Annotated in this window: 26 protein-coding genes; 1 reads left to right on the forward strand and 25 read right to left on the reverse strand. The window is 28.2% G+C overall.

The features are described from left to right. Positions 1-124 precede the first annotated feature (124 nt). The 24 genes from QX51_RS06665 to QX51_RS06780 all read right to left on the reverse strand — a co-directional run bounded on the left by QX51_RS06665 (position 125) and on the right by QX51_RS06780 (position 23127). The gene (locus QX51_RS06665; protein ID WP_039679115.1) at positions 125-1111 is read right to left on the reverse strand and encodes a glycosyltransferase family 2 protein; all 987 of its coding nucleotides are present in this window, start codon (positions 1109-1111) and stop codon (positions 125-127) included. 28 nt (positions 1112-1139) lie between these two features. Beyond that, positions 1140-2462 carry an ABC transporter ATP-binding protein gene (locus QX51_RS06670; RefSeq protein ID WP_052232920.1) on the reverse strand — a complete coding sequence of 441 codons (1323 nt, stop codon included), beginning with the start codon at positions 2460-2462 and terminating at the stop codon, positions 1140-1142. An 18-nt stretch (positions 2463-2480) separates the two neighbouring features. Continuing rightward, positions 2481-3326: an ABC transporter permease gene (locus tag QX51_RS06675; protein WP_039679116.1), complete on the reverse strand. Its 846-nt coding sequence runs from the start codon at positions 3324-3326 to the stop codon at positions 2481-2483. Positions 3327-3388: 62 nt separating this feature from the next. Further along, complete coding sequence (locus QX51_RS06680; protein ID WP_052232921.1) at positions 3389-4324, reverse strand: SP_1767 family glycosyltransferase; 936 nt, start codon at positions 4322-4324, stop codon at positions 3389-3391. A gap of 10 nt (positions 4325-4334) precedes the next feature. Beyond that, positions 4335-5351, reverse strand: coding sequence for a glycosyltransferase family 2 protein (locus QX51_RS19415; RefSeq protein ID WP_052232922.1), 1017 nt, complete (start codon positions 5349-5351; stop codon positions 4335-4337). Positions 5352-5367: 16 nt separating this feature from the next. Beyond that, entirely contained in the window at positions 5368-5850 is a 483-nt protein-coding gene (locus tag QX51_RS06690; protein ID WP_152607218.1) for a hypothetical protein, read from the reverse strand. A gap of 79 nt (positions 5851-5929) precedes the next feature. After that, the gene (locus QX51_RS06695; protein WP_039679118.1) at positions 5930-6244 is read right to left on the reverse strand and encodes a glycosyltransferase family 2 protein; all 315 of its coding nucleotides are present in this window, start codon (positions 6242-6244) and stop codon (positions 5930-5932) included. Between the two features lie 23 nt (positions 6245-6267). After that, the gene (locus QX51_RS06700) at positions 6268-7218 is read right to left on the reverse strand and encodes a glycosyltransferase family 2 protein (protein ID WP_052232923.1); all 951 of its coding nucleotides are present in this window, start codon (positions 7216-7218) and stop codon (positions 6268-6270) included. Positions 7219-7234: 16 nt separating this feature from the next. Further along, positions 7235-8401, reverse strand: a complete 1167-nt coding sequence (locus QX51_RS06705; RefSeq protein WP_039679119.1) for a polysaccharide pyruvyl transferase family protein — start codon at positions 8399-8401, stop codon at positions 7235-7237. Between the two features lie 4 nt (positions 8402-8405). Then, positions 8406-8720 (reverse strand): hypothetical protein, encoded by a 315-nt coding sequence (locus tag QX51_RS06710; RefSeq protein ID WP_152607219.1) that lies wholly within the window; start codon positions 8718-8720, stop codon positions 8406-8408. A gap of 89 nt (positions 8721-8809) precedes the next feature. Beyond that, complete coding sequence (locus QX51_RS06715) at positions 8810-9229, reverse strand: glycosyltransferase family 2 protein (protein ID WP_052232924.1); 420 nt, start codon at positions 9227-9229, stop codon at positions 8810-8812. 24 nt (positions 9230-9253) lie between these two features. Beyond that, entirely contained in the window at positions 9254-10261 is a 1008-nt protein-coding gene (locus QX51_RS06720) for a glycosyltransferase family 2 protein (protein WP_039679121.1), read from the reverse strand. Positions 10262-10263: 2 nt separating this feature from the next. Then, the gene (locus QX51_RS06725; RefSeq protein ID WP_039679122.1) at positions 10264-11013 is read right to left on the reverse strand and encodes a glycosyltransferase family 32 protein; all 750 of its coding nucleotides are present in this window, start codon (positions 11011-11013) and stop codon (positions 10264-10266) included. A 2-nt stretch (positions 11014-11015) separates the two neighbouring features. Beyond that, the gene (locus QX51_RS06730; RefSeq protein ID WP_039679123.1) at positions 11016-12203 is read right to left on the reverse strand and encodes a glycosyltransferase; all 1188 of its coding nucleotides are present in this window, start codon (positions 12201-12203) and stop codon (positions 11016-11018) included. A 183-nt stretch (positions 12204-12386) separates the two neighbouring features. Beyond that, positions 12387-13511: an EpsG family protein gene (locus QX51_RS06735; protein ID WP_039679124.1), complete on the reverse strand. Its 1125-nt coding sequence runs from the start codon at positions 13509-13511 to the stop codon at positions 12387-12389. Between the two features lie 3 nt (positions 13512-13514). Further along, positions 13515-14399, reverse strand: coding sequence for a glycosyltransferase family 2 protein (locus QX51_RS20325; protein ID WP_039679125.1), 885 nt, complete (start codon positions 14397-14399; stop codon positions 13515-13517). Then, positions 14400-15494, reverse strand: coding sequence for a glycosyltransferase family 1 protein (locus tag QX51_RS20330; protein ID WP_039679126.1), 1095 nt, complete (start codon positions 15492-15494; stop codon positions 14400-14402). Next, the gene (locus QX51_RS06750) at positions 15491-16579 is read right to left on the reverse strand and encodes a glycosyltransferase family 4 protein (RefSeq protein ID WP_039679127.1); all 1089 of its coding nucleotides are present in this window, start codon (positions 16577-16579) and stop codon (positions 15491-15493) included. The genes QX51_RS20330 and QX51_RS06750 overlap by 4 nt, the downstream gene beginning before the upstream one ends. A gap of 26 nt (positions 16580-16605) precedes the next feature. Beyond that, positions 16606-17223 carry a sugar transferase gene (locus QX51_RS06755; protein WP_242842698.1) on the reverse strand — a complete coding sequence of 206 codons (618 nt, stop codon included), beginning with the start codon at positions 17221-17223 and terminating at the stop codon, positions 16606-16608. Then, entirely contained in the window at positions 17207-19114 is a 1908-nt protein-coding gene (locus QX51_RS06760) for a polysaccharide biosynthesis protein (protein ID WP_052232926.1), read from the reverse strand. The genes QX51_RS06755 and QX51_RS06760 overlap by 17 nt, the downstream gene beginning before the upstream one ends. Before the next feature lie 48 nt (positions 19115-19162). After that, positions 19163-19855 (reverse strand): CpsD/CapB family tyrosine-protein kinase, encoded by a 693-nt coding sequence (locus QX51_RS06765; RefSeq protein ID WP_039679128.1) that lies wholly within the window; start codon positions 19853-19855, stop codon positions 19163-19165. 11 nt (positions 19856-19866) lie between these two features. After that, on the reverse strand, positions 19867-20604 hold the full coding sequence (locus tag QX51_RS06770) for a YveK family protein (RefSeq protein WP_039679129.1): 738 nt from the start codon (positions 20602-20604) through the stop codon (positions 19867-19869). Beyond that, a complete protein-coding gene (locus tag QX51_RS06775) occupies positions 20588-21391 on the reverse strand; it encodes a WYL domain-containing protein (protein WP_039679130.1) in 804 nt (267 codons plus the stop codon). Before QX51_RS06775 ends, QX51_RS06770 begins: the two co-directional genes overlap by 17 nt. Positions 21392-21549: 158 nt before the next feature. Next, a complete protein-coding gene (locus tag QX51_RS06780; protein WP_242842699.1) occupies positions 21550-23127 on the reverse strand; it encodes a BCCT family transporter in 1578 nt (525 codons plus the stop codon). Positions 23128-23758: 631 nt separating this feature from the next. Between QX51_RS06780 and QX51_RS06785 the strand changes: the two genes are divergently transcribed. Further along, positions 23759-24607, forward strand: coding sequence for a YitT family protein (locus QX51_RS06785; protein ID WP_039679131.1), 849 nt, complete (start codon positions 23759-23761; stop codon positions 24605-24607). 117 nt (positions 24608-24724) lie between these two features. Here QX51_RS06785 and QX51_RS06790 read toward each other — a convergent pair whose 3' ends face one another. Continuing rightward, positions 24725-25060 (reverse strand): DUF1638 domain-containing protein, encoded by a 336-nt coding sequence (locus QX51_RS06790; protein WP_039679132.1) that lies wholly within the window; start codon positions 25058-25060, stop codon positions 24725-24727. Positions 25061-25202: the final 142 nt, after the last annotated feature.

A 25202-nucleotide genomic window follows, 5' to 3' on the forward strand; every position in this document is an offset into this window, starting at 1 on the left:
GTAATTTAGAAAGTCCTTCTACTAGAACTTATGTTACGTATATATTTTTCCAGTAATCTAAGGTTTCATACATATTATATATAATCATATAGCGTTATCTATAAATACACTATATCAATAATCCTTAGCTATTATAATTTTTATACTTCCTTAAGTTTGAAATAAAATTATATACTTTAGGACTAATAGCAAATATTATCCAATTCCTTTTTTCTTTAATACTATAATTTTTTAATCTAAGTAATGTATTTAAGTTAGATATAAAATCTTTTCTTAGCTCATTCAAAAGTTTAGCTTCAGAATTTGTATTTTTATCTATTTCCATGTATAAAGTAAAAAAATTATATTCATATATTTTAGATATATAATTACACATATCTATTAATCCCACTTTTCTACAAAATCTCATCCTATCAGACTGTGAAAGAAGAGCATCTACTTTTTTCTTATATGATATCTTTGACATTATACTTCCTTCTCTTTGTAAATAGTGATATAACTCATTATTTGCATATACTATTTTTCTACATTTATATAATATTCTATGTATTATAAATTCATCTTCATGAATTCTTCCAACTTCATAGCGAATATCATCAAATAAATGCTTACTATATAACTTATTCCAAGGCACAACTAATCTGACACCTATTTCTTTATCATACAAATTATTTATTGCCTGAATATTATCCATTTCTATAACTTCGGTTTGTTCTATATCTGTATTATATTCAGTATATAGACTATATATATTTTTATAGTTGCAACATGAAATATCAGCTTTATGTTTTTTTATTAAATCATATAATATCTCATACATTCTAGGATGGATACTATCATCACTATCAATAAACCCTATATACTTTCCACAAGCTATATCTAATCCTGCATTTCTTGCTGATGATTGGCCTCCATTATTCTTGTGAATAACTTTTATCCTGCTATCTATTTTCTCGTACTTATCACATATTTCACCACTTTTATCTGTAGATCCATCATTTACAAGTATAAGTTCATAATCTTTAAATGTTTGATTTAATATTGATTTTATACAGTTTCCTAAATATTTCTCCACATTATAAACTGGTACAATAATTGAAATCTCTGCCATGTATACTCCTTATAACTTTATTTTTCTCTTATATATAATTAACTAGTGATTTTTCTCTTGTTTCATACGTTTCAACTTCAATCATATCTAAGTCCTTTAATTGTATATGACCCCATTGTTTACGATTCCATTCAAATACATAGTCATTTAATTTAGAATTAACTACTTCAAATACACATGCTGGATAAACTCCATCAAAATCTCTATATCCACCAAGTTCTCCTATTTCACATAAAACAACTAGTAATTGATATTTTCCTGTAACTAACCTACTTATATCTAGTTCCACTTCGTATGTTGTTTCTGTATCTTTATAACAAGAAAACTTTTTAGAGCATACTGATGCAGCTATTGGAGTATCATCTATAGTTCTAATCTCAAATCTTAATTGAACATCATGTATATCATCATAATTTTTCCAATTTATATTACATCTAAATTTTTCACCATCTACAAAAATATTATTATCTTTATCTAATAACTCTAAATAATTAAATTTAGCTTGTGGTTCTTTGGGTAAATATCCTTCTCTTTCTTTTTCAAATAAATTATTATATATACTAGATCCTTCACACTTATTATTTAAGTATATACTTATACCCGTTTCTACATTTCCATCATACTTTACAGTGCCTTTATCTAACACAACAACCCTATTACATAACTGCTCTATAGTCTGCATATTATGACTTACATATAGTATAGTTCTTCCAGAATGTGCGACATCCAACATCTTATTTATACATTTCTTTTGAAACTTCATATCTCCAACAGCTAAAACTTCATCCATAATAAGTATCTCCGAATCAAGATGAGCTGCTACTGAGAACGCTAATTTTACAAACATACCAGAAGAATATCTTTTTACTGGAGTATCAATAAACTTTCTACATTCAGAGAACTCTATGATATCCTCAATCTTAGAGTCAACTTCTTCCTTACTCATTCCAAGAATAGCTCCACTAAGGTATACATTCTCTCTTCCTGTAAGCTCTGGATGAAATCCTGTTCCAACTTCAAGCAAACTAGAAATACGACCTTTAATTTTTAAACTTCCTTTTGTTGGAGCAGTTACTCTTGATAATATTTTTAATAATGTAGATTTACCAGCTCCATTACCACCAATAATTCCTATAGTATCCCCCTTATTAATTTGTAAATCTACTCCATTAAGAGCCATAAAAGTTTCATTTTTTCCATAAGTCTTAGCCCCTATCTTAGTATTAGGATCTTCCTTTCCTCTAACCTTTGCCCACCAACTTTGTAAATCAGCAGTCAAAGTACCCCCACCTATGGCACCAAGTCTATATTTTTTATGTAAATCTTCTATTTTGATAACTACTTCACTCATATCAAACTCTCCCATCTATTAAACTGTATCCATAAAAGTCTTTTCAACTCTACTAAATAAAACCACTCCTACAAATAAAACCACTAAAGTAGTAATCACACTTATTCCTAAATAGTTCCATGGAATTGAACCACTTCCTAAAAATGCATATCTAAATGTCTCCACTATTGGAGAAACTGGATTTAACATCATTAAAGTTTTTAATTTGCCACTTATTTGAGATGCTGGATAAACAACAGGTGTTGCATACATCCAAAGTTGAACACCAAATGTAACTAAAACTGCTAAATCTCTATATTTTGTTGTTAATGATGAAATAATTATTCCGAATCCTAAAGCAAGAGCTGCCAATTGTACTAACAAGAATGGTGTCATTAGAATATATAAATTGGGATGAATTGGTGATCCTTTTATCATAAAATACCCCATAAATCCTAAAAACATTAAAAATTGTACGCTGAAGTTGATTAATCCTGAGATGACTGTTGATATCGGTGTTACTAACCTTGGAAAATATACTTTTCCAAATATAGCTGCATTTCCTGTAAATGTAGATGATGTTTTAGTTAAACACGATGAGAAGTATGTCCACACCGTTGTACCTAACATATAGAATACTATCTGTGGCATCCCATCTGTTGATATATTTGCAATATTCCCAAATACTACTGTAAACATTAACGTTGTTAGTAGTGGACTTATTATAAGCCATAGTGGTCCTAGTATTGTTTGTTTGTATAATGTTTTAAAATCTCTTTTTACAAACATTACTATAAGGTCTTTATATTGTATTAATTCTTTTAAATTTATATCAAACCATCCTGTTTTAGGTTTGATTACAGTTGTCCAATTTTCTCCCTGCATGAATAATAATCTCTTCCTTTCTAATCATAATTTTGTATTTTCTATATATTTAAATATTTAGTTTATATAATTTTTGAAATAATCTCATTTAAATATTGTTCATCTTTTATATCAGATGTACACTTGCCATCTTTTGATTCTGCAACATATTTACTTTTTATAGGTATTTTTTTATTAGCCTTTTTTATAAACCACTCATACTCAATATCTACATGCCCTATATCTATTGCCTGATATCCTAATTTTGCTAAGTCGTATGCTAGAACAGTAGCTGTTGGTCCAAGTGCCAAAAATATAATACTATTTTTATCAATCTTTTTAATTTCAGTTAAAATTTCTACATAATAGCTATAAGCATCTTCTTTAGGACATAGTATTCTTTTTATAGATTTAGCATTATCAAATAAATCATTACCTACTCCTAATCTACTATATTGTCCCTCAACTATTATAATATCTTTATTGTTCCATAAATTTTTAATCAACTTAAAATAGTAATAACTTTTGCTTTTATCCTTAAAAGCTAAATAACATCTACTAATAAATGCATTTATGTAAATTTTATCCTTTCTTAAATTGAGAATCCATTTTTTCCTATAATATAATAAATTTTTTCCCCAGTATACTTTATGTCCATATGTATATTCATTTAAAAAACCAAAAACATTTGGTATCCCAATCATATGGTTATTAGTATCACTATTTAATACTTCTTTTAGTCTCATACTTAATTCAGATGAATATTTTTGAAAAGAAATATCACTCCTATAAATTAATTTCATTTCTCCATCACCAAATCTACTAAGTGAAACTTTATTGTCAAGTATATAGTTGATAGATTCTTCAATAGTCATAATTTTAGGTCTATTAAATAAATTAATAATTTCATCTATAAAAATCAAACTATTAATGGGTATATTATATAAATTATTATATATGCATACTAGTATTGGCTTTATCTTAATAAATATTTTATTTTTCTTTATTTTCTTAATCATTTTTATTCACCTATATATTTATCGTATTTTTATTCTTTAATCTAATTATTATAATTAAATGTTTTAAAGCTGTATACAATCTATATTTAAGTAATAATTTTATCAGTTTATAAACTCTTGTATCTCCTGTATTCTTTAAGTTAGAATATTTATATCCATCACTTATCATTTCTGAATTTCTTATACTTTTTAATGAATTTCTTATATGATTTATTTCATCATACTTATATACATCATCTATTAGTAAATCTAACATATGTCCTAAAGAATAATCATATACATCTTGTTTATGTTCTTCTAAATTTTTATTAGTAAATAAATTTATTTTTTCTATATATAAATCATTTAAGTTATGTAATAAATTATCTTTCTTTGTAGACATTACAGAGTTTGTATTAGATATATAGTGATAAAATTGATTATCCAAATAAAAAACACTTACATTATTAAAGTATGATTTCAAATTATACAATGTATCTTCACCATATTTTAAAGTATATTTAAAACTTATTCTCCTTTGTTTTTCACTATTTTTAAATAAACTCCTAAATGGAAATGGTAATAACATATCTGTACTGCATTTTAGTAATGCTTTATTTAACTGCGTATATTCTAATTTAACATTAGGTGGCAAAGATGACTTTACAATTTTATTATCTTTATAAAAATTACATATTACTATATCTACTTCATTCTCTTTGGCTATACTATACATTTCTTCTAATCCCTGTATATCCATATAATCATCACTATCCACAAAATAAATATATTGCCCTTTTGCCATGTATATCCCTTGATTTCTAGCTTGTGAAACACCTTTATTTTCGCTATTTATAACTATTACTCTAGGATCTAATTTTGCATATTCATTACATATATCTAAACTATTATCTGTTGATCCATCATTTATCAATATAACTTCTATATCTTTTAATGTTTGATTTACTATACTATCTAAACAACGTACTAAATATTTTTCACTATTATATATAGGAATTATTACCGATACTTTAACATTATCTCTCATATTATCTCCTTATATATTATCTCAATCTATTTTTTATTATAAAATAAGATAAATTATAACATTTTATATCAACTAAAATTTTTATAAGTGTATATAATCTTAACCTTCCTTTATTATGCGTCAAAAAATTACAAAAATCATTATCTTTACATAAGTGTTTTAATACATTATTTCTATCTGCTTTACTTATATTAGATTCCTCTAAAATTAACTTTTGAAAAACTAACTTATAATGTTCTATAAATGAACTCTCAATAAAATCTTTTAAACCTTTATTATATTTCAATTTGCTTAAAAGTTTATTTATTTCCTTATGATAACTTGAAATATCATAAACTAAGTCAAATTTTTTTCTTTTTTTTATTCCACCATTTCCTATAATTCCCCTAAAATGATAATTAATTATTTTAGAAAAAAAATAAATTTTGTTATTTCTTATAATATCTGCTTTATACATTTTACCCCATGGTGATAAAAAAGGTCCTGGCATAGTTCTCATTATATATTCAAGATAGACATCTAAATTCTTAACTTCTATAAGTTTTTCTTCTGATACACCTGCTACTTCATTGCATATTTTATTTATATAAATATTTAAAATAATTTTTTTCTATATAATCATCACTATCACAGAAAACTATATATTTACCTGTAGACTTATCAATCCCTTCATTTCTAGCTGATGATACACCTTCATTATTTTTATTAATTAAAACAATACGTTCATCTTTATCTATGTACTCTTTGCATATATCTAAACTTCCATCACTTGATCCATCATTAATTAATATCAGCTCAAAATTTTTATAACTTTGATTTAATATTGATTCAATACTTGTTCTTAAGTATTTCTCTGAATTAAATATCGGAACTATAATACTAACTTTATCCAAATTTATTTTTTCTCCATTTCTTATTAATTTATTAAGCTATTTATAATTATTTTTACTAATGATTTTGTGTCATTCTTTCTTAATAATCTATATTTAACCATCTTAAAGTATTGTTTCAGTGCTAACTTAATATCTGTATATATAATTGACACATCAAAAATATCAACAATGCATATATTATAAAATATCTTCAAGTACTTTTCACGTTCATAATTACTCATATTTATTCTATATAGTGTATTTTCTATTATTTCATAATGTTCATTAAAACGTCTAACCCTTTCTTCTTTTGATGTATCTAATGAAGACATACTTGATTTATATATAATATAATTATACAGACATTCATCTAAAAATCCTCTCTTATACTTATAGTATACAGGCAATAACATTTGCCAATTTTGACCTCTTTTAGCAGGAAATATTTCTCGATTAGGATTTACATCTAAAAAAGCTTCACTTCTTATCATATGACAACCACAACAAAATATAGATTTCGCTCTTAGGTGGTACTCAAATTGGTCTTCACACTTATTATCACTTGATCTATCACCTACCTTATATAAAGGAATATCTAAATTACATTCATCATATACATATGCATTACTAGTCACACAACCATATTGTAAGTTTTTATTTAAAAATTCAACTCTTTTTTCTACTGATTCTGAATGGAAAAAATCATCTGCATCTGCCCAACATAAAAAATCTCCTGTAAAATACTTTAGACCTGTATCTATAGCACCTCCAAGACCTTTATTTTCTTGTTTTATATAAATTAATTTCATGCCAGATTTTTCAAATGATGATTTATATTTTAATACAACTTCCTCTGTATTATCAGTTGATCCATCATTAACAAATACAAGCTCAATATTTCTATAGGTTTGATTTAATACTGAATCTAAATACCTACATATAACTTTGCCTCCATTATAACAAGGAGTTATTATACTAACTAATTGATTGTCCATATATTTCACTCCCAACTTATATAAATAATTCTTCTATTTCTTTCTTTGCTTCTAACCCTTTTCTCTTATAGTCAGGCATAAATTTATTCAAGTGTTCCTTTATATTATCTTCATTTTTATATATCCATTTAAAAGAGTTTATTAGGTCATCACTATTTTCTAAGCTTTGAACTGGTATAACATAGTTCTCATAAGTTCCAAATATATCTTTAGCTATACCTTTTGCTTTTACTGAGTATCCAACAACTAAAGTTGGTACACATGTGGAATACGCTGCTATAGTAGCATGAGTTCTCGCTCCAATAAATAATCTACATCTGCTAATATATCCTTTTAATTCTATACAATTACAGTCATCTATCATAACCACCCTGTTAGTATGCTTAAATCTTTCATACAAATTACTAAGTGGTTCTCTATCGTCATTATGATCCCATACTACATGAGGAATTAATGCAATTTTCATATCAGTATTATCTAATATATACTGAATTAATTTTGTATAGTTATCTAACGTAACTCCTTCTTTATTTTCTTTTCTGATTATTAAAGGACTTACATTTATTCCAACTGTATTATTTTCTTCAAATAATTCTGGTAATGGTAACTCCACTTTATCTAAATTAAAGGCTGGGTCTGGATATAATTTAGTATTTTTATTAGTTTTTTTTAATGCTTCATAAGAAATGCTCTCTCTTGTTATTATCTTAGAATAAGCTGCTAAATCATCACATACTCTTTTATCCTCTAATAATTTAGGCTCTACTGAACATCCCCAAAGTACTGTTTTACTGGCTTTTTTACCGTACATTTTATGTATCTCTACTTGATTATACACATCTGAATAACAGTATGTATCTCCTCCTATAGAAATTGCTATATTATCATTATCTATATTTTCTAATCCTATTTTAAACTGTAATGCATCCATCTTTGATGTATCTTTTTTTAATTTTAATGTTAAATAAGATTTAAAAAAGTCAATAGAATTTTTATCTATACTTGATTTACCTACTTCAACCTCAACTATATTATCTATTCCATATTTTAAATCTTCATCTTTAGCGTGAGATAATAACTTTATATTACCTACTCCCTCTAATATTTTAGCTGTTCCTCTAACTATAGCTTCACAACCATGGTTTTTACTACCACTGTGTGAATATAGCACTATATTTTTCATAATCTTATTCCTCCCTAGGTACTATAAATCTAACTATATCTCTCATTACTTTTCTTATATATAAACAGTTATAAACTAGGTTATATCTATTTTTTCTTATAAATCTTATCACTATATTTTTAAATGATAGTGTTAGTTTCACTTGGATACTATTCATTATATTTTTATTTTCATATAATTTTTTCACCTTATTTTTAATGTTAGACTTATCTAACTTTGTATAAAAGACTACATAAAAAATATAATCTACAATTCTGTAATTTAATATATTTTTATTTTCTCCTTTATAGTACCCGCTCTGTATTATAAAATCTTTCATTTTTAAATTTATTAATAACTGCATATAATAATCTAAATTATCATATAATAAACTTGAAGAGTTTTGTGCTTCTTGTAAATAATTAAAACTTATCTTATGAAAAAAATAATATTTAGCTGAATATTTAATATATTTCCTTCATGGTCTACTTTGTTATATGGCGAAAATATAATATCATATTTATCTTTATTTAATATTGATATATATTCATTAAAAACACCTTCATTTATGCAGTCATCACCGTCTATAAATTGAATGTAATCACCTGTAGCATGTCCAATACCTATATTCCTTGCATTAGATACACCACCATTTTCAATATGATATACTCTTACCCTACTATCTTTCCTTGCATATTCATCACAAATATTTTTACTACTATCTGTTGAACCATCATTCACTATAATTAACTCAAAATTCTCATAATCTTGCTTTAATATAGCTTCTATAGTATTTCTTAAATATAATTCTTTATTATATACAGGCATTATAACGCTTATTTTTATCATAATTTTTTTCCTCCTAATAATAAACTAAGCACTTTTTGCCCTAATTATCATATATATAAAAGCCATTTTATGTTTTAACATTAATATACATAGCTTTAATTTCATATTTACATCTGGTAGTGTAAAGTTGTTAAAAGCTCTTCTTATTTCTTTCTTTATCATAGTATCCTTAATTTTTTTATACTTTTCTTTAAATGTTAGATTACTTCCTATTACTTGATTAATATAATTAAAAGTATAGTAAATCATATGTAAGTTTAATTGCCTATTAAAGCTAAATTCTTTACAATTATAAAATTTATTGTATAATCTATTATTCATTTCTACATATACACTAAGTGAATCTTCCTTATATGTTGTAGATATTGAGTTTGGATTATATCTATAGTTATAGAAATAACTTCCCTTCATATAGTAAAAACTCTCTGATTTATATCCTACTGTAGAACTAAATAAATTATCTTCAGAATATTTTACAACTTCATCAAAAGATATATCATTATTTTTTAGAAAACTATTTTTATATAAACAATGCCAAACTGCTAAAAGTGGTCCATAGTCAATATTTTCTTTCATTATAAGTTGAGGATAGATTATATTCTTAATTTTATTTTTATTATAAAGACCACCATCAATTATAGCTGACACTTCTGTTTTATTAGTTTCATGTACTTTATAATAATCACTCATAACAAAGTCAACATCATGCTCTTTTGCAGTATAATACATTTTTTCATACATATCATATTCTATGTAATCATCAGAATCAACAAATCCAATATACTCTCCTGTCGCAATTTTCATTCCAGCATTTCTTGCTGAACTAAGGCCACCATTTTTTTTATGTATTACCTTTATACGACTATCTATTTTTTTATAATCATCACATATTTTAGGGCAATTATCCGGAGATCCATCATTAACTAGTATAATTTCTATATCTTTCAATGACTGACTTATAATACTATCTATACATTGTCTTAAATATTTTTCAACTTTATATATAGGAACTATAACACTTACTTTAGGCATGGCTATTCTCCTTTCATTATCCCCAATATCTTATTACGAAATTTTTTTGTATTTTCTAGACCTATAAATCTAACTATACATCTTTTTAAATTTCTTTTAAAAAGAACTTCTTTTGATTGCCAAGAAACATTAAAATGATGAACGCAGTAAGATTTATCTGTAATCTGATATATTCCATACGGATAAACATATGGTGAGAAATATTCTTTTGGATAAATACTTATATTCTCTTCTATTTTTTGATAAACATTTTCTCTCTTTAATCCCTTTTGTTGTAACAATTCTGTAAGTTTTGATACATTTGTACCTTCTATAATATTTCCTTCACTATCTAAAAAAGATATATTTTTATATAATTCTATAAATTCTTTTATCAATGGATATTTAGGAACTGTAGCCATCATACTAGTGGCAACATATTCTTCTTCTTCAAATCCAAGGACACAACTATTATTTAAAATATCATCAAAACTTTTAAAAGCTTCCACATCCGTATCAAAGTAAATTCCACCATATTCATATAAAGCTTCTATTCTAGCTACATCACTTACAAATGCATATTTTTTCATTTCATATGCTTGTTTAGTGTATTTTAATTTATTTACATCAAAATTGCTCTCATTCCACTCAATTATTTCATAATCAGGCATATGAGTTTTCCAAGAGTTAATATATTTTTGTATTTCTTCACTTTTAGGATTGTTCCCAAACCAGCAATAATGTATTATCTTTGGTATATTTTGACCATCCATATCTATCCCTCCAATAATGCATAAATTTTTTCTAACTCTTGCTTATTTGTATAATCTGTTATTTTTGTATTATCAATTAATTTTTGTTGAAGCTTTTTATCTTTGATTACTTTATAAATTCCTTCTGCACACTGTTCATTGTTCATCGGAACTATAATTCCATCAAAGCCATCTGTAAGCTGACTTTTTGAGGTTTCAAAGTTAGTTATTACAACTGGTTTATTCAATATCTGTGCTTCCCTCACAGCTACTGACTTTCCTTCATATCTTGAAGGTTGTACATATATATCGCAAGCCTTTATATATGGATATGGATTTTCTTTTTTACCTAACAAAATTACATTATCCTCCATAGAGAACTCTTTAATTTTTTCTTTTATTAGTTTTTCATCCGTTCCAAATCCAATAATATACCACTTTATATCAATACCTTTTTTTAAAATATTACTACATATCTCTGGCACATTATCAAAATTCTTTGCATTATCATACCTTCCAATCGATAATATTTTTATAGTATTCTTATTATGAATATTAAACTTTTCATCTATTATTGGCTCGTTTGCTTGTTCTCTAATAAAACATTCTGATAAAACATTTTCAACTACTAAACACTTATCTTTAAGATCTTCGTATACAGATAAAAATTGCTTTTGACAAGTCTCAGATACATTAGCAATATAATCTATTTTTGAATATACATTTAAATCTAATTCTTTATCTGGAATTAGTTTGGTATAATCTGTATGAATCCAAGCAATTTTTTTATCTGCTTTAACTTTCTCCATAAGAACTTCAGATGGATTTAAAAAATTTATTGCTAAATCATACTTATTTTTTATATCAGGTAATAATGGTATCAATCTATGTGATATATACTGCAACGAGCTCCATACATTAACTTTATTTCTTCTTTTTATATCTATTTTGGCTTTTAATCTCGCAATACCATATCTATATTGTCTACTAAACAACACATCTTTTATAGGTCTATCAAAGGTTGTATATTCATCAATTTGTGGCAACAAGTTTACTTCTTTAGGTATAAACTTTAAAAATTCACCTTCATGCCTATATAAAAATAAATCTATTTTATATTTTGAATAATCAATTGAATCCAGAAATCCAACTAAGCTTCTTTCTGCTCCTCCTATAAACATTGAGGGCATTAATATTAATATTTTTTTCATTAACGATTCTCCCTTATCATTCAATATATATATCATGTTATTTAAAACTTTAACAAAGCTATTCTGTCTTTTGATATATATTAAGAATATATAAGTATATTTAAGTTTATATTTTTTATTTTTAATTATACTGTAGAATACAATATACAATAAAATTATTAATACTATTAATAACTAATCATTTTAGTAACTTAAATTTAATATTGTACTGTTATATTCCATACCACCCCATGCAACACACATCTGATAATAGAAAAATCCAAAATAGCAAACTATCATTGTATAATAAATTAAATTTTTCTCTTTCCCTTCAAATATCGTTTTTATAAGCCAAGGTAGAAGTATCAAATTATACATGGAAAAATATATAGGCAATCTACCAAGAAGTATTCCACTTCTAGCCACTTTAGATATTACGTAAAGTCCACTTGCAATTAATGACATATTTATACTCAACTTAATAACTGGCGTCAACTTATCTTTTATCCTATCTCTATATATAAATGCTATAATTACAGGTACTGATTCCACCAATATTCTAATTACACTTGTTCCATCATCAGTGTCTTTAAATTCATTAACTGATGTAGCATAATCTGTAGTTTCAACCACATCTGTAAGTAGATTAGTAAACTTATCTGCAAATACCATTGCCAATATAATAACTCCAATAAACATCATAGTTCTCTTGTTCCATGGTTCTCCTTTAGCTATAAAATACATTGGTATTAAAATCAATGCAGATGTATGAATTGTGGATAATATACATACAATAAATATATATAAAATAGTTTTATTTCTAAGAATAAGTCCAGTACAAGCAAATATAATCGATGCAACTAAAAATTGTCTCATACCATTAAACATCCATGTAAACTGACATGATGCCATAAATAAAAATGCACTTATACCAAAATTACATGAATATTTATAAAGTGGTACCATCACACATATGCCACTTATTATTGCAATTATCCAAAGCCAAACACTATAATTATTTGATATATAGGTCTTTATTAATATAGAAAATAACCTAAACCCGGGCTCTCTGGCACTGCTATCAAAAATAATATCATGAGCTTCTGAAAATAACGGGTAATCATCAAACATTTTTATATATGCCGTTGTATCAGCCACGTAACTTCTCATACCAGCAAAAAATATAATCACAGAAAAAGTAGCTAGTGCCATAAATAAATTAGCTCTTGCTTCATATCTGCCTTCACCTATACAAACATATTGAGCTCTCATCTGAGACATCATCCCAAACATAATTACCCATGCTAACATAAACCAATATATTTTCATATCTTATACCCTTTCTCTGTTATTATATTTAATTAATCCATAGAGACAAACTCCAAAAGGTATGGCAAGAACAGTTAAGAACTTATTATGACTTTCGCTAACAAAACTCTTATTCTTACTAATAAAGCTACTCGATACATAATGAATACAAGTCTTAAACTTTTTCACCAATCCTTTGTCATACTTCATATGAACCTTTCTCATAAAAGCAAACCCTCTAGGATTTTTATAATACTGTCTAAGCATGTTCATACTAGAGCCATCTTCCATATATTCTACTGTACAAGTGGGTTCATTTAATATAAGTAATTCATACTCCTGATCTGCTAGCAAGTATTTATAATCTAATGGCACAAATTTTTCACCTTCAAACTCTGGATATGGCGGATATTTTTTCATAACTTCTGTTCTATAAATTAAATTTTTATCACCTTTTCCACCTTGATCATAAAAATCACAAAGTTTTATTGACTTTTGACATGGAAATTTAGTTCCTATTATATTTCCGTCTTCATCATTATCCAAAGATGCAATTCCAGAGTACTTATCACTTCCATACTTTTTCCAAAATTCTGTTATAAGCTCTACTGCATTGTCTGGCATAAAGTCATCTGAATCTATACATACATTTAGTTCCGTATCTATCAACTCATAAGCCTTATTATGTCCTGTATGCATACCGCTATTTTCTTTATACACATACTTAATTTCAAAACCATTATCTTTTTGTATCCATTTATTTACTAATTCCTTGGTATTATCCGTAGAACCATCATCTATAATCAACCACATAAAATCTTTACTTGTTTGTCTGCATAAACTTTCATAACATCGATGAAGAATATATGCACGATTATATGTTGGTGTAAATACTGTCAAAGTTGTCACTTATACACTCAACCTTTCTATATAAAAGTTTTCTAGCCATTTTGCGTTTGATTTTATATCATATTTAGATTTCTCTATATCTTCAATTCCTTCTTTTCGTTCTGATTTGCTAGATAATATTTCTTTTGCCCAAGTGCTAATATCATCACCTAAACTTAATTGTTTAACTTTCTCAGAAATTATAGCATCGGTTGGAATACTCTCTGATATTACACATTTCAATCCAGATGCTTGAGCTTCTATAAGCACTATACCAAATCCCTCATATAATGAAGGTAATATAAATACATCCATAGCTTGCATCAAGTCATTTACATCATCTCTAGAACCAAGAAACTTTACCTTATCTTCTAATCCTAAATCATGTACCTTCTTCTTTATCTCTTCTTCCAAAGGTCCATCTCCTACTAGTAGTAGAATACTGTTTGGTTCTTTTTCACAAACTTCTTTAAAAATATCTATAATAAAGCTATGGTTTTTCTGAGGTCTAAATCTTCCTACATGACCTACCACAAACTTATCAGTAACTCCTAGTTTTTCTTTCATTTCTAGTGATTTTTCTTCATTATATATATACTTTTTAGTATCAATTGCATTATTTAAAATTTCAAAATCTGATGTGTTAAACATCCACTCTCCAGCTTCTTTACCACATGCAAATAAGTGATCTGAGTATTTACATATGTTTTTCTTAGCAGCTAACTTAACTAGATATTTAATATTTTTATCTTGATTAGCATTGTGACTATGGGCAATTGTAAGAGGTACACCATTTTTCTTCGCATATTTTAATGGAATTCCACTTAAGCAATCTTGATGACAATGAACAATCTTATATTCTTTATGCTCTTTAAAAAATCCATCTAATGCCTTTATGTAATTAGGATTAAATGGATTTAATCTTGGTAAACGATATATTTTACCACCTAGCTTTTCAATTTCATCATCATAATCCCATCTTTCTTCTCTATGAGTTAGAAAGTCAAATTGAACCTTGCTTCTATCAATATTTCTATAGTAATTCATAATCATAGTTTCAAGTCCTCCACGACCCATATAAGTTACTATATGCAATATTCTAATTGGTTCGCTCATCTTCCCATTACCTCCATAGTTTCTCTTACAACTCTCTTCTTATCAAAAACATATTCCATATGCTTTCTTCCAGCCTTACCCATCTCAACTTTTTGTTCAAAATCCATATCAACAAACTTTTTAATCTTATCGTAAAGATCTTCACTATCTTTTACCTTACACTTAAGTCCAGATACACCATCAACTATTGATTCTCTACATCCTGGTATATCTGTAGCAATGATTGCTCTACCTAAAGCTGCTCCTTCAAGAAGTACATTTGCCATTCCCTCATGATATGATGGAAGTATTACACAGTGACTATTTTTCATAAAAGGTATAACATCATTTTGATATCCATAATATCTTATTATCTTTTCTTCTTCTAATTGAGTCATTATGTCTCTATAATCTTCTTCAAACCACCCTATAAATGTAAACTCCACATTGTCGTATTCTTTTCTTATTTTTCTAATTGCTTCAAACAGTTCGTTTACACCTTTTTCTTCCATTACTCTGCCCACAAATATAAATCTGATTACTGTATCTTTTGGCATTTCACTGTATTCAAATCTTTCTAGATTTACTCCAGCTCCATTGAGTACTACGGCTTGTTCCTTTTTTATTGCTTTTTCATCTATCATTACTTGAGCATTGGCAGTATTTTCAAAGAATACACCTTTAGCATTTTTTAGACCTATTTTATACAAATTACTTACTATACTTTTTATAAATCCACCTCTGTAATAAGCACTTCCTAGTCCTGTCACATTTGCCATAAATGGAACGTCATATAATCTACATGCAATGCCTCCATATATATTGCATTTGATTGTATATGCTAAAACTAAATCTGGTTTTTCTTCTTTGATTATTTTTTTATAATCATTTAATAGTTTCAAATCTTTCATAGGATTTACACTTTTCCTATCAACTTTCGTATCAATTACCTTAACCCCCAGGTCCTTGATTTTTTCTATGTCCTGTGAAAAGGGAAGAGATATAGCAACCTCATATCCCTCTTCTACAAGTTTAGAAACTAATTCTTTCCTAAATTTATAAATAGTAGCAAAATGATTTGCTAGTATTAGCAGCTTTTTCCCCATATTAAAACCCCTAAGTAAACGTATTTTTACTTTTCCAATTTTCCTTCAACAACCCCATCTTTTTTTAACACTTTAAATATAGTCAAAAAGAAACATTTAATATCAAATAACAAGTCCATCTTCTCTACGTATTCCCCATCATACATAGCTTTCATGTATATTGGCAACTCATCTCTACCGTTGATTTGAGCCCATCCTGTAAGACCTGGTACTACGTCATTTGCACTGTATCTGTCTCTTTCTTCTATTAAATCAAATTGATTCCAAAGAGCTGGTCTTGGACCAATTATACTCATTTCCCCCTTTATAATATTGATAATCTGTGGTAATTCATCTAAGCTTGTTTTTCTCAAAAATTCCCCAATTTTCGTGATATAAACTTCTGGATTATCTAATAAATGAGTAGGTGTATCTTTTGGTGTATCAATTCTCATTGTTCTAAATTTTAAAATGTTAAATTCTTTCTTATTAACTCCGATTCTTCTCTGTTTAAATAAAACAGGTCCCCTTGAATCCAATTTAATTAATAAGATAATTACAAGAAATAATGGTGATAAAATTACAATTCCTGTTATAGAAATTACGAAATCTAAAAATCGCTTAATCTTAGGGTAAAATGGTTTAATTTTACCCTGTGATTGCAACCTTATCCACTCCTCTTTCTTCCTTTATTATATAAGTAGGTACTATCCCCTTTACTACATACCTAACTTCTTCTTCATCGTTTTTACCTGCAACTTCATTCAAATATCTCAACTTATCAAAGAAACCTTCTTCATCAACTTCGATAGGTTGCCCAATATAAATCTGGCTTTTCACTGTTTCTCTCAAGCCTTCCTCATCCATAAGTATCTCTTCATAAAGTTTTTCCCCAGGTCTAAGCCCTGTAAATTCAATCTTAATATCCAAATCAGGCTCCAAACCACTAAGAGAAATCAAGTTCTTTGCCAAGTCCAAAATCTTCACTGGTTCCCCCATGTTTAGCACGAATATCTCGCCACCCCTAGCCATCGTTCCTGCTTCCAATACAAGTGAAACTGCTTCTGGAATTGTCATAAAAAACCTTGTTATTTCTGGATGAGTTACTTTTACTGGTCCTCCTTCTTCTATTTGTTTTTTAAATAGAGGAACTACGGAACCGTTACTGCCTAGAACATTACCAAATCTTACTGCCACAAACTCTGTTTCACTACTTTTATTCAGTGTTTGTACTATCATTTCACAACATCTTTTTGTTGCACCCATTATATTGGTTGGGTTTACTGCTTTATCTGTAGAGATTAATACAAATCTTTTTACCCTGTGTTTGGCTGAAAGCTCTGCCACGTTCAACGTTCCGAATACGTTGTTTTTTATGGCTTCACAAGGACTATCTTCCATAAGAGGTACGTGCTTGTGTGCTGCTGCATGGAATACTATTTCCGGCTGGTAGTTTATAAAAATTTCTTCCATTCTATTTTTATCTCTTACAGATGCAATCAAAACTTTTAAATCCAGATTTTCATATTTTCTTATTAATTCTTGTTGAAGTTCGTACACATTGTTCTCATAGATATCTACTAAAATCAGTTCCCTAGGATTTAGTGAAGATATTTGTCTACAAAGCTCTGAGCCAATGGAGCCCCCTGCTCCTGTTACTAACACTTTTTTCCCCTTTATAAAGCGAAGTACTTCTTTGTCTCTGATTTGTACACTTTCCCTCCCTAACAAGTCTTCTATTTCCACATCTCTGATTTTTTTTATGCTTACTCTTCCATCAATAAGTTCATAAATTCCTGGTATAGTCTTTATTTTGCACTTTGTATTGTTACAAATTTGCATTATCTCTCTTTTTCTTCTTCTTTTTATTTTAGCTATACTAAAAATAATCTCATCTATTTCTAGATTTTTAGCTATCTGCTCTATATCATTAGTTGTTCCTATTACAGGTACGTTGTAATAAGATTTTCCTAGCTTATTTTCATCGTCATCGATTATTCCCACAGGACACATGTTGAGCTGTGGATTTTCAAACATTTCTTTTAAAATAAGCTTACCAGCTGAGCCTGCTCCAACTATCAATACTTTCATTCTATTTTCCATATTTTGATTTAATCTAAAATAAAGTACTGCCCTTCTTGCTGCTCTATATAAAATTCTCATACCACACATTCCCAAATGCGTAAGTAATATATTTACAATATAAAAAATACCGTAATAATCTATTTTTCCTATTTTAAAAATAACAAAATATGTAAATGTTGAAATTATAGTAGATATTAAGATCATTATGATTTCTCTGTCCACACTGGTGGACCACAATGTTCTATAAATTCCAAGGATTGAAAATATTGTTAAACATACTGCTATCATTATAAAAAATGGTAACAACATGCCTTTTCCCAAATACGAAATGCCCATGGTCACTGATAAAGATATGATAAAAGCCCCCATCAAGATTATGATGTCTGATATTAATAAGACTACTTGTCTATATCTAAAATCACCATACTCTCTGCTGTAGTAATTAATTTTCTCTAAAATTTTAGCCCCCATTTAGCCATCTCCCCTTGTAAATAACTCATCCATACCCCTATAAATCAGTTATCTTCTTTTTCTTTTTTTAAAAAATGACTTTTTACCTTTTTCCTCTTTGTAATATCCATAATATTTATAGTATTTGTGGTCACCTGCTTTAAACTTGTTAAGTATTACCCCTATAACATTTGCATTAACTTTTTCAAGTTTATCTCTTGTGACCTTTGCCATTTGTTGATCTATATATTCTGATGCATTTACTATTATTGTTCCATCTAAGTATCTAGCTAATATGGCTGCATCATTCAGTCTTCCCAGTGGTGGTGAGTCTATAAAAATGTAATCATAATCACCTTTTAGACTCTCTATGATGTCTCTAAATTTTTTTGATTCTAATAATACTGAACTGTTTGAAGGTGACACCCCACATGTCAACACATCAAATCCTTCCACCTTTTTTATACATTCTTTTCTGTCCATATCATTCATGGTCATGTCTGCTATTCCTTTTTTATTTTCTATTTCTAAAGTTTTAGCCACTGACTTCTTCCTAAAATCGCAGTCTATTAGGAGAATTCTATGATTTTCTAAATCAGAGAAACATTTTGCTATGGAACATACTGTAGTAGTTTTACCTTCATCCATTTCAGCACTTGTAAAAACTATAGTTTTTATATCAGTGTTTAACGAGATGTTAGTTCTTATTTCTCTATAAGCTTCATTAATTTCAAAACTACCACTATCATATAGCCCTAACATATTTAACCCCCTTATTTTTTCTTACCATGTTTTCCCTTGGAAGAATCTTTGTCTAAAGGAATAGTTCCTATTAATTGATAATTCCAGTATTTGTTTACATCATCTGGTGTAACTATTTTTGTGTCCAAACATTCTCTAAGTAAAACAAAGAATATGGATAATACCATTCCTATTGCTGCAAATTTTAATAAAGTTAAATCCCTTGATCTTCCTATTAATGCTGGTTCTGATGCATCATATACAACTTCTACACAATCAATCCCAATAAGTCTTACTAATTCTTCGTTAAAAGCTTCTGGAATTTTCTTCGCTGCATCTTTTGCTATTTCTGCTTTTCTACTAATTATAGAAATATCAATAAATTCAGCCATTTCCTCTCTAACTGTAGCACTTATACTTCCCACCTCTGCTGATGAGATTTTCAAAGAGCTTGCCACTAAACTCTTAACATTGCTCGATGATGCCAAAGAATAATATGTCCCTGCAATATTTTGATTTTGAGAGATGTTGTAAGTTGAATATGGGTCTGTTTGTGTTGAATTTGTACTGCTACTTTTACTTTTTTTCACTTTTTTGGCTGTGTTAATTCTTACTGTTACTGTAGATCTGTAAGTCGGAACATAGTTAACATAATTCTTATAAGTCTTGTACCCACCAAGTCCTAAACATATAATCATTATTAAAATAACTATAAGTTTTCTTCTTTTGAACATGTCCACATATTCTCTTAGGTTAATACTTTGTTCCATCATTCCCTCCAATTTCCACGTACTCTTTTAAATCTTGTGCAATAATTGTTTCCATGTTATCGGAAGCATTAAGCCCGTAACTAAAATTTTCAATAAAACTTAGGTCCTTAATTTTCTCTTCCAAAATTTCTATGGATTTCATATTTTCTATCCTATAATAAGTGATTTCTTCTAAGTTGTCCTGAATAGATACTAAATAATAGTTTTCATGGTTGTTTACCATGCTTATTGGATTGACTTTTAGATGTCCTTTCCCATTGTCATCTTTTTCATTGCAACCTATCCCCTGGTTACAGTCATTCTGACAATAGTTAAAAGTAATTTTTTTATTTTGTGTGATTGCCTCATTGATAAGATTAAGATTGTCATAGATTTTCTCGTTGATATTTTTACCAGTGTCATCAATAAATACATTACTTTCTACAATTCTGCCTCTGAAAATAAAATTTAGTGTACTTATTTTTTCTAGAAGTTCTTCAGTTTTTTTCTTGGTGATAAACTTACTAGCCTTAACTGAATCCATTAAAAGCTTCAACTCATACTCTTTAAAAAAGAAGTCTTTAAGGAAATACCCCTCTTTTTCCTTATCGTAATCACTGACTTCTAGACCAATGTTCCTCATATCTTTAATATATGCATACATGGTCCTTCTGTCTAAAGTGATACCCAGCTTTTTTTTCATATGATAGTTTATTTCTTTTATGGATATGGAGACATCTTCACTAGAATAAGTTCTCAAAATATTAATAAATGCGCAGAATTTAATATTATTGCTTACTTTTTCCATCCCAATCCTCCTATAATCACAAATATAAAAAAGCTTATATCTTTTTCCCAATTAATTGAAAACTCTGCTAGTTTATATTTAATATAATTATATATATATTCAAAAAAATGTACAACGAAATTGTACATTTTTTTGGACAATAAATTTTCTGGCTTTTTCTACATTTTACTACATTTTTCTTTCCTAAGCTCTTTCACCAGAGCTACCCCAATAGCTATAATAATAATCGCAAAAGGAAAAGACACCACTATGGCAAATCTTTGCAGTATATCCAGCCCTCCCAGCATTATAAACACAATTGCAAATAGTGCTTGAATAACACCCCATACAATTTTATTTATATTTCTAGGGTTTAAACTTCCCCTAGAAGTAAACATACTCAGTACATATATGGCTGAGTTTGCAGAGGTAATAAAAAAAGTAAACAACAAGAATATTGCTGTTATAGAAAATGCAAATCCACCTTTATACTGAGATAAAACTTTAAATAAACTTGTATCAGTGCAAGTAATAGCATCCTTAGCAAACTCATACCCCAAATCCATACCCATCATTCCAAAAATTACAAACCAAAGCATACATATAATAGAAGGAACTATAATAACTCCAAGAACAAACTCCCTAATAGTTCTCCCCTTGGAGATCCTTGCAATAAAAACTCCAACAAAAGGTGACCAAGAAATCCAGTAGGCCCAGTAAAAAATCCTCCATTTATATACCCATTCATTGCTTGTAATTGGATTTATAAACAAGCTTTGTGACACAAAATAATTAAGATAATCTCCCACACCATTTACAAAAGTATTCATGATTTCTGATGTTGGTCCCACAAAAAAACATCCCACTACTAAAATAGTAGCCAAAGCCAAGTTTATGTTAGATAATTGCTTCATTCCTTTGTCCAAACCACCCACAGCTGTCCATATGTAAATTACGGTTATTACTAATATGATAAGAAGTTGAAGTTTGAAACTGTTTTTTATTCCAAATAAATACTCCACTCCTCCTCCAATTTGCATAGTTCCCAGTCCCATAGACGCTGCCACTCCTACTACTGTAATAAAAACAGCCAACACATCTACAACTAGCTTTATGGAGTTTTTATACTTGCTGTTTTCCAAAATTGGATCAAGTGTACTGCTAATAAGGCCTTTTCTTCCTTTTCTAAATTGAAAATAAGCTAAAGAAACGCCTATAACTGCATAGGAAACCCAAGACATAACCCCCCAGTGAATAAAGCTCTGCTCAATAGCAAACCTAATGGCATCCTCACTACCACCTACTGCATTTAGTGGATTAACAAAATGGCTCATAGGTTCCCATGCTCCAAAGAAGACCAGCCCTATACCCATTCCTGCCCCAAACAGCATGGAAAACCACACAATATTGCTAAATTCAGGTTTGTCACTCTCCTTTCCAAGCTTTATATCTCCATATTTGCTAAAAGCCAGATACAAAGAGAATACAAAAATACCAAGCATAAGCATAAGATACATGGGACTAAATTTATCTATAAGTACATTGAACAACTTTGTAGATATGTAGTTAAATTTTTCTGGCAACAAAATTCCCACAGATACCACTGTGGCAGTTAATAACAAAGAGAATATCAGTACATAGTTTATACCATTTTTACTACTGTTACTTTTATCACCTCTAAAGTTTTTGTATGGTCTTTTTTTCTTGTATTTATATCTCTTTGTCAAGTTATCATACTTCAATGATCTCGAAAACATACTATCCCCCCATTTATTTTGATATAATTTATTATTCAAAAAATCTGCGAAATAGTACTCTATGAAAAATTAGTAATTTTATTCCTCATATTTAACATGGATACAATGTATTTTTAACATTCCTTTAACCATCCAATGTAAAACTTGTTGTACTATATAATTGTAAACAGTTAGAGATAAGTGATGGATTTAACTGTGAGTCATTTGATAATATAAATTGTAAATAATTGATTGTGGATGTTTAAAAGATTTTATTGCCTACCTAGGATTATTTTTCATTTATAATGAAAATATTTTGTTCTTATATATTTAAAAAAGCTAGGGTCTCCTGCCCTAGCTTTCTTTTTATACCTTTATAAAATTATTCTACAATTTCTACATAACATTCATTACCATTAACTATTACATAATCTCCTGTTTTTATTAATTCAAAAGAATGACCGATTTTTACTATAACTCCTGTTTTTTCATATACTCCTGACCAGGCTTGTATAATTTCTGTATAGTTCTATAATCACCCCCTTCAATCCTTTATTCTCTACTTAAGTATTCACTGTTTTAATACTTCCTACATATTATTTAATTGTCTTGGTTAAACTTATAAAAAATGCTTCTGAGAGGTGTAGCTAAAATGAAATCAGAAATAAAATTTAACGAAATTATAATCCTTCTTATAGGATGTTTCTTCATGGCTATTTCCATAAATATGTTTTTAAATCCTCATAATATTGCACCAGGAGGACTTACAGGTGTATCCATAATTATTAATACCTTAACTGGTTTTCCAATTTGGCTTATAAATATAATCTTTGATATACCTTTATTTTTATTTGCTTTTCGAATTCTTGGTAAAAAAGATGCGACAAAAACACTACTTGGTATAATATTTCTTACTGGTTCATTAAAAATAACAGAGAACCTGGGAAATATTCAAGTAACTAACGATGTACTTTTATCTTCTATCTCCGGTGGTATTATACTTGGAATAGCCCTTGGGCTTATTTTTAGAATAAACGGAAGTACTGGTGGTACTGATCTGATAGGACTTTTGGCAAATAAAGCCTTTTCTTCACTTAGTGTTCCAACACTTATGGGATTTGCCGATGGTTGTGTTGTAATTTTATCAGGAGTTGTCAGCAGAAACATAGAAATAGCTCTTTATTCTGCCATAACGCTTTACATAATAGTAAAAGTCAGCGACATAATGGTGGAAGGTATTAATACTTCATCATCTTTTATGATAATTTCTGATAAGTATGTGGAGGTTGGAAATGCTATCAAAGATGAGCTAAAAAGAGGTGCAACTATTTTAAAAGGTCAAGGTCTATACACTGGAAGTGAAAAAAACGTCCTTCTTGTTGTAGTGTCTAAGAAAGAGGTTGTAACTTTAAAAAAACTTGTTAAACATACAGATCCAAAGGCATTTATCATAATAAGTGATATTTTCGAGGCTTTAGGTGAAGGATTCAAACCTATATAAATTCTTTAGTATAAAACCAGTATGATTTCAATGTACATATATTTTGAATCGTACTGGTTTTATATAAATTCAAATCGTAAATTTTCTATCTTAGTTTTTATATGAAATCCCAAGTTTTTATTTTTCCCCTCTATCTTTTACTACAAATCCTTTATCTACCACATCTAACAAAGTTTTTTCCACTATGGACAAATCTCCCTCTACAATTTCATAAGACAAATCAAGTTCATCACACAAAGATTGAAATTTCCCCATTATATCCTCAACATCATAAGCATTTGTATTTATAATCCTTATGTATTCATAATTATCCATCATCATCTTATACATCTTTATTGCTTTTTTATCTCCGTACTTTTCTTTCATTTTGATTATCTCATTATACAAACTATTATCATTTTCTATGTATCTTTTTGTAAAGAAATAGGTTCGTTCAATTTTTTTGTTTTTCATCTCCACCTAAATATAAAGATATACAATCACTAACTTTTGTCAAAAATCAGATTAGAATAGTCTGATTTAAGCCCCAAAACCCACTTTCCACATTGCCCATATAATAAAGTTGTAGTTTCATATTCTTGGTTTTCATCTATAA

Origin of the sequence: Terrisporobacter othiniensis (assembly GCF_000808015.1) — a bacterium.
Lineage (GTDB): Bacteria > Bacillota > Clostridia > Peptostreptococcales > Peptostreptococcaceae > Terrisporobacter > Terrisporobacter muris.

Bases quoted from the DNA above. Each gene is read 5' to 3' on its own strand.
- QX51_RS06765 (WP_039679128.1), bottom strand. From the start codon at position 19,855: ATGTTAGGGCTATATGATAGTGGTAGTTTTGAAATTAATGAAGCTTAT.
- QX51_RS06790 (WP_039679132.1), bottom strand. From the start codon at position 25,060: ATGAAAAACAAAAAAATTGAACGAACCTATTTCTTTACAAAAAGATAC.
- QX51_RS06780 (WP_242842699.1), bottom strand. From the start codon at position 23,127: ATGTTTTCGAGATCATTGAAGTATGATAACTTGACAAAGAGATATAAA.
- QX51_RS06735 (WP_039679124.1), bottom strand. From the start codon at position 13,511: ATGAAAATATATTGGTTTATGTTAGCATGGGTAATTATGTTTGGGATG.
- QX51_RS06690 (WP_152607218.1), bottom strand. From the start codon at position 5,850: ATGAGAACTATGCCAGGACCTTTTTTATCACCATGGGGTAAAATGTAT.
- QX51_RS06675 (WP_039679116.1), bottom strand. From the start codon at position 3,326: ATGCAGGGAGAAAATTGGACAACTGTAATCAAACCTAAAACAGGATGG.
- QX51_RS06700 (WP_052232923.1), bottom strand. From the start codon at position 7,218: ATGGACAATCAATTAGTTAGTATAATAACTCCTTGTTATAATGGAGGC.
- QX51_RS06775 (WP_039679130.1), bottom strand. From the start codon at position 21,391: ATGGAAAAAGTAAGCAATAATATTAAATTCTGCGCATTTATTAATATT.
- QX51_RS06715 (WP_052232924.1), bottom strand. From the start codon at position 9,229: ATGATAAAAATAAGCGTTATAATGCCTGTATATAATAAAGAATTATAT.
- QX51_RS06750 (WP_039679127.1), bottom strand. From the start codon at position 16,579: ATGGGGAAAAAGCTGCTAATACTAGCAAATCATTTTGCTACTATTTAT.
- QX51_RS06725 (WP_039679122.1), bottom strand. From the start codon at position 11,013: ATGGATGGTCAAAATATACCAAAGATAATACATTATTGCTGGTTTGGG.
- QX51_RS06680 (WP_052232921.1), bottom strand. From the start codon at position 4,324: ATGATTAAGAAAATAAAGAAAAATAAAATATTTATTAAGATAAAGCCA.
- QX51_RS06670 (WP_052232920.1), bottom strand. From the start codon at position 2,462: ATGAGTGAAGTAGTTATCAAAATAGAAGATTTACATAAAAAATATAGA.
- QX51_RS06770 (WP_039679129.1), bottom strand. From the start codon at position 20,604: ATGGAACAAAGTATTAACCTAAGAGAATATGTGGACATGTTCAAAAGA.
- QX51_RS06730 (WP_039679123.1), bottom strand. From the start codon at position 12,203: ATGAAAAAAATATTAATATTAATGCCCTCAATGTTTATAGGAGGAGCA.
- QX51_RS06705 (WP_039679119.1), bottom strand. From the start codon at position 8,401: ATGAAAAATATAGTGCTATATTCACACAGTGGTAGTAAAAACCATGGT.
- QX51_RS20330 (WP_039679126.1), bottom strand. From the start codon at position 15,494: ATGAGCGAACCAATTAGAATATTGCATATAGTAACTTATATGGGTCGT.
- QX51_RS19415 (WP_052232922.1), bottom strand. From the start codon at position 5,351: ATGAGAGATAATGTTAAAGTATCGGTAATAATTCCTATATATAATAGT.
- QX51_RS06760 (WP_052232926.1), bottom strand. From the start codon at position 19,114: ATGGGGGCTAAAATTTTAGAGAAAATTAATTACTACAGCAGAGAGTAT.
- QX51_RS06665 (WP_039679115.1), bottom strand. From the start codon at position 1,111: ATGGCAGAGATTTCAATTATTGTACCAGTTTATAATGTGGAGAAATAT.
- QX51_RS06710 (WP_152607219.1), bottom strand. From the start codon at position 8,720: ATGAAAGATTTTATAATACAGAGCGGGTACTATAAAGGAGAAAATAAA.
- QX51_RS06785 (WP_039679131.1), top strand. From the start codon at position 23,759: ATGAAATCAGAAATAAAATTTAACGAAATTATAATCCTTCTTATAGGA.
- QX51_RS06720 (WP_039679121.1), bottom strand. From the start codon at position 10,261: ATGCCTAAAGTAAGTGTTATAGTTCCTATATATAAAGTTGAAAAATAT.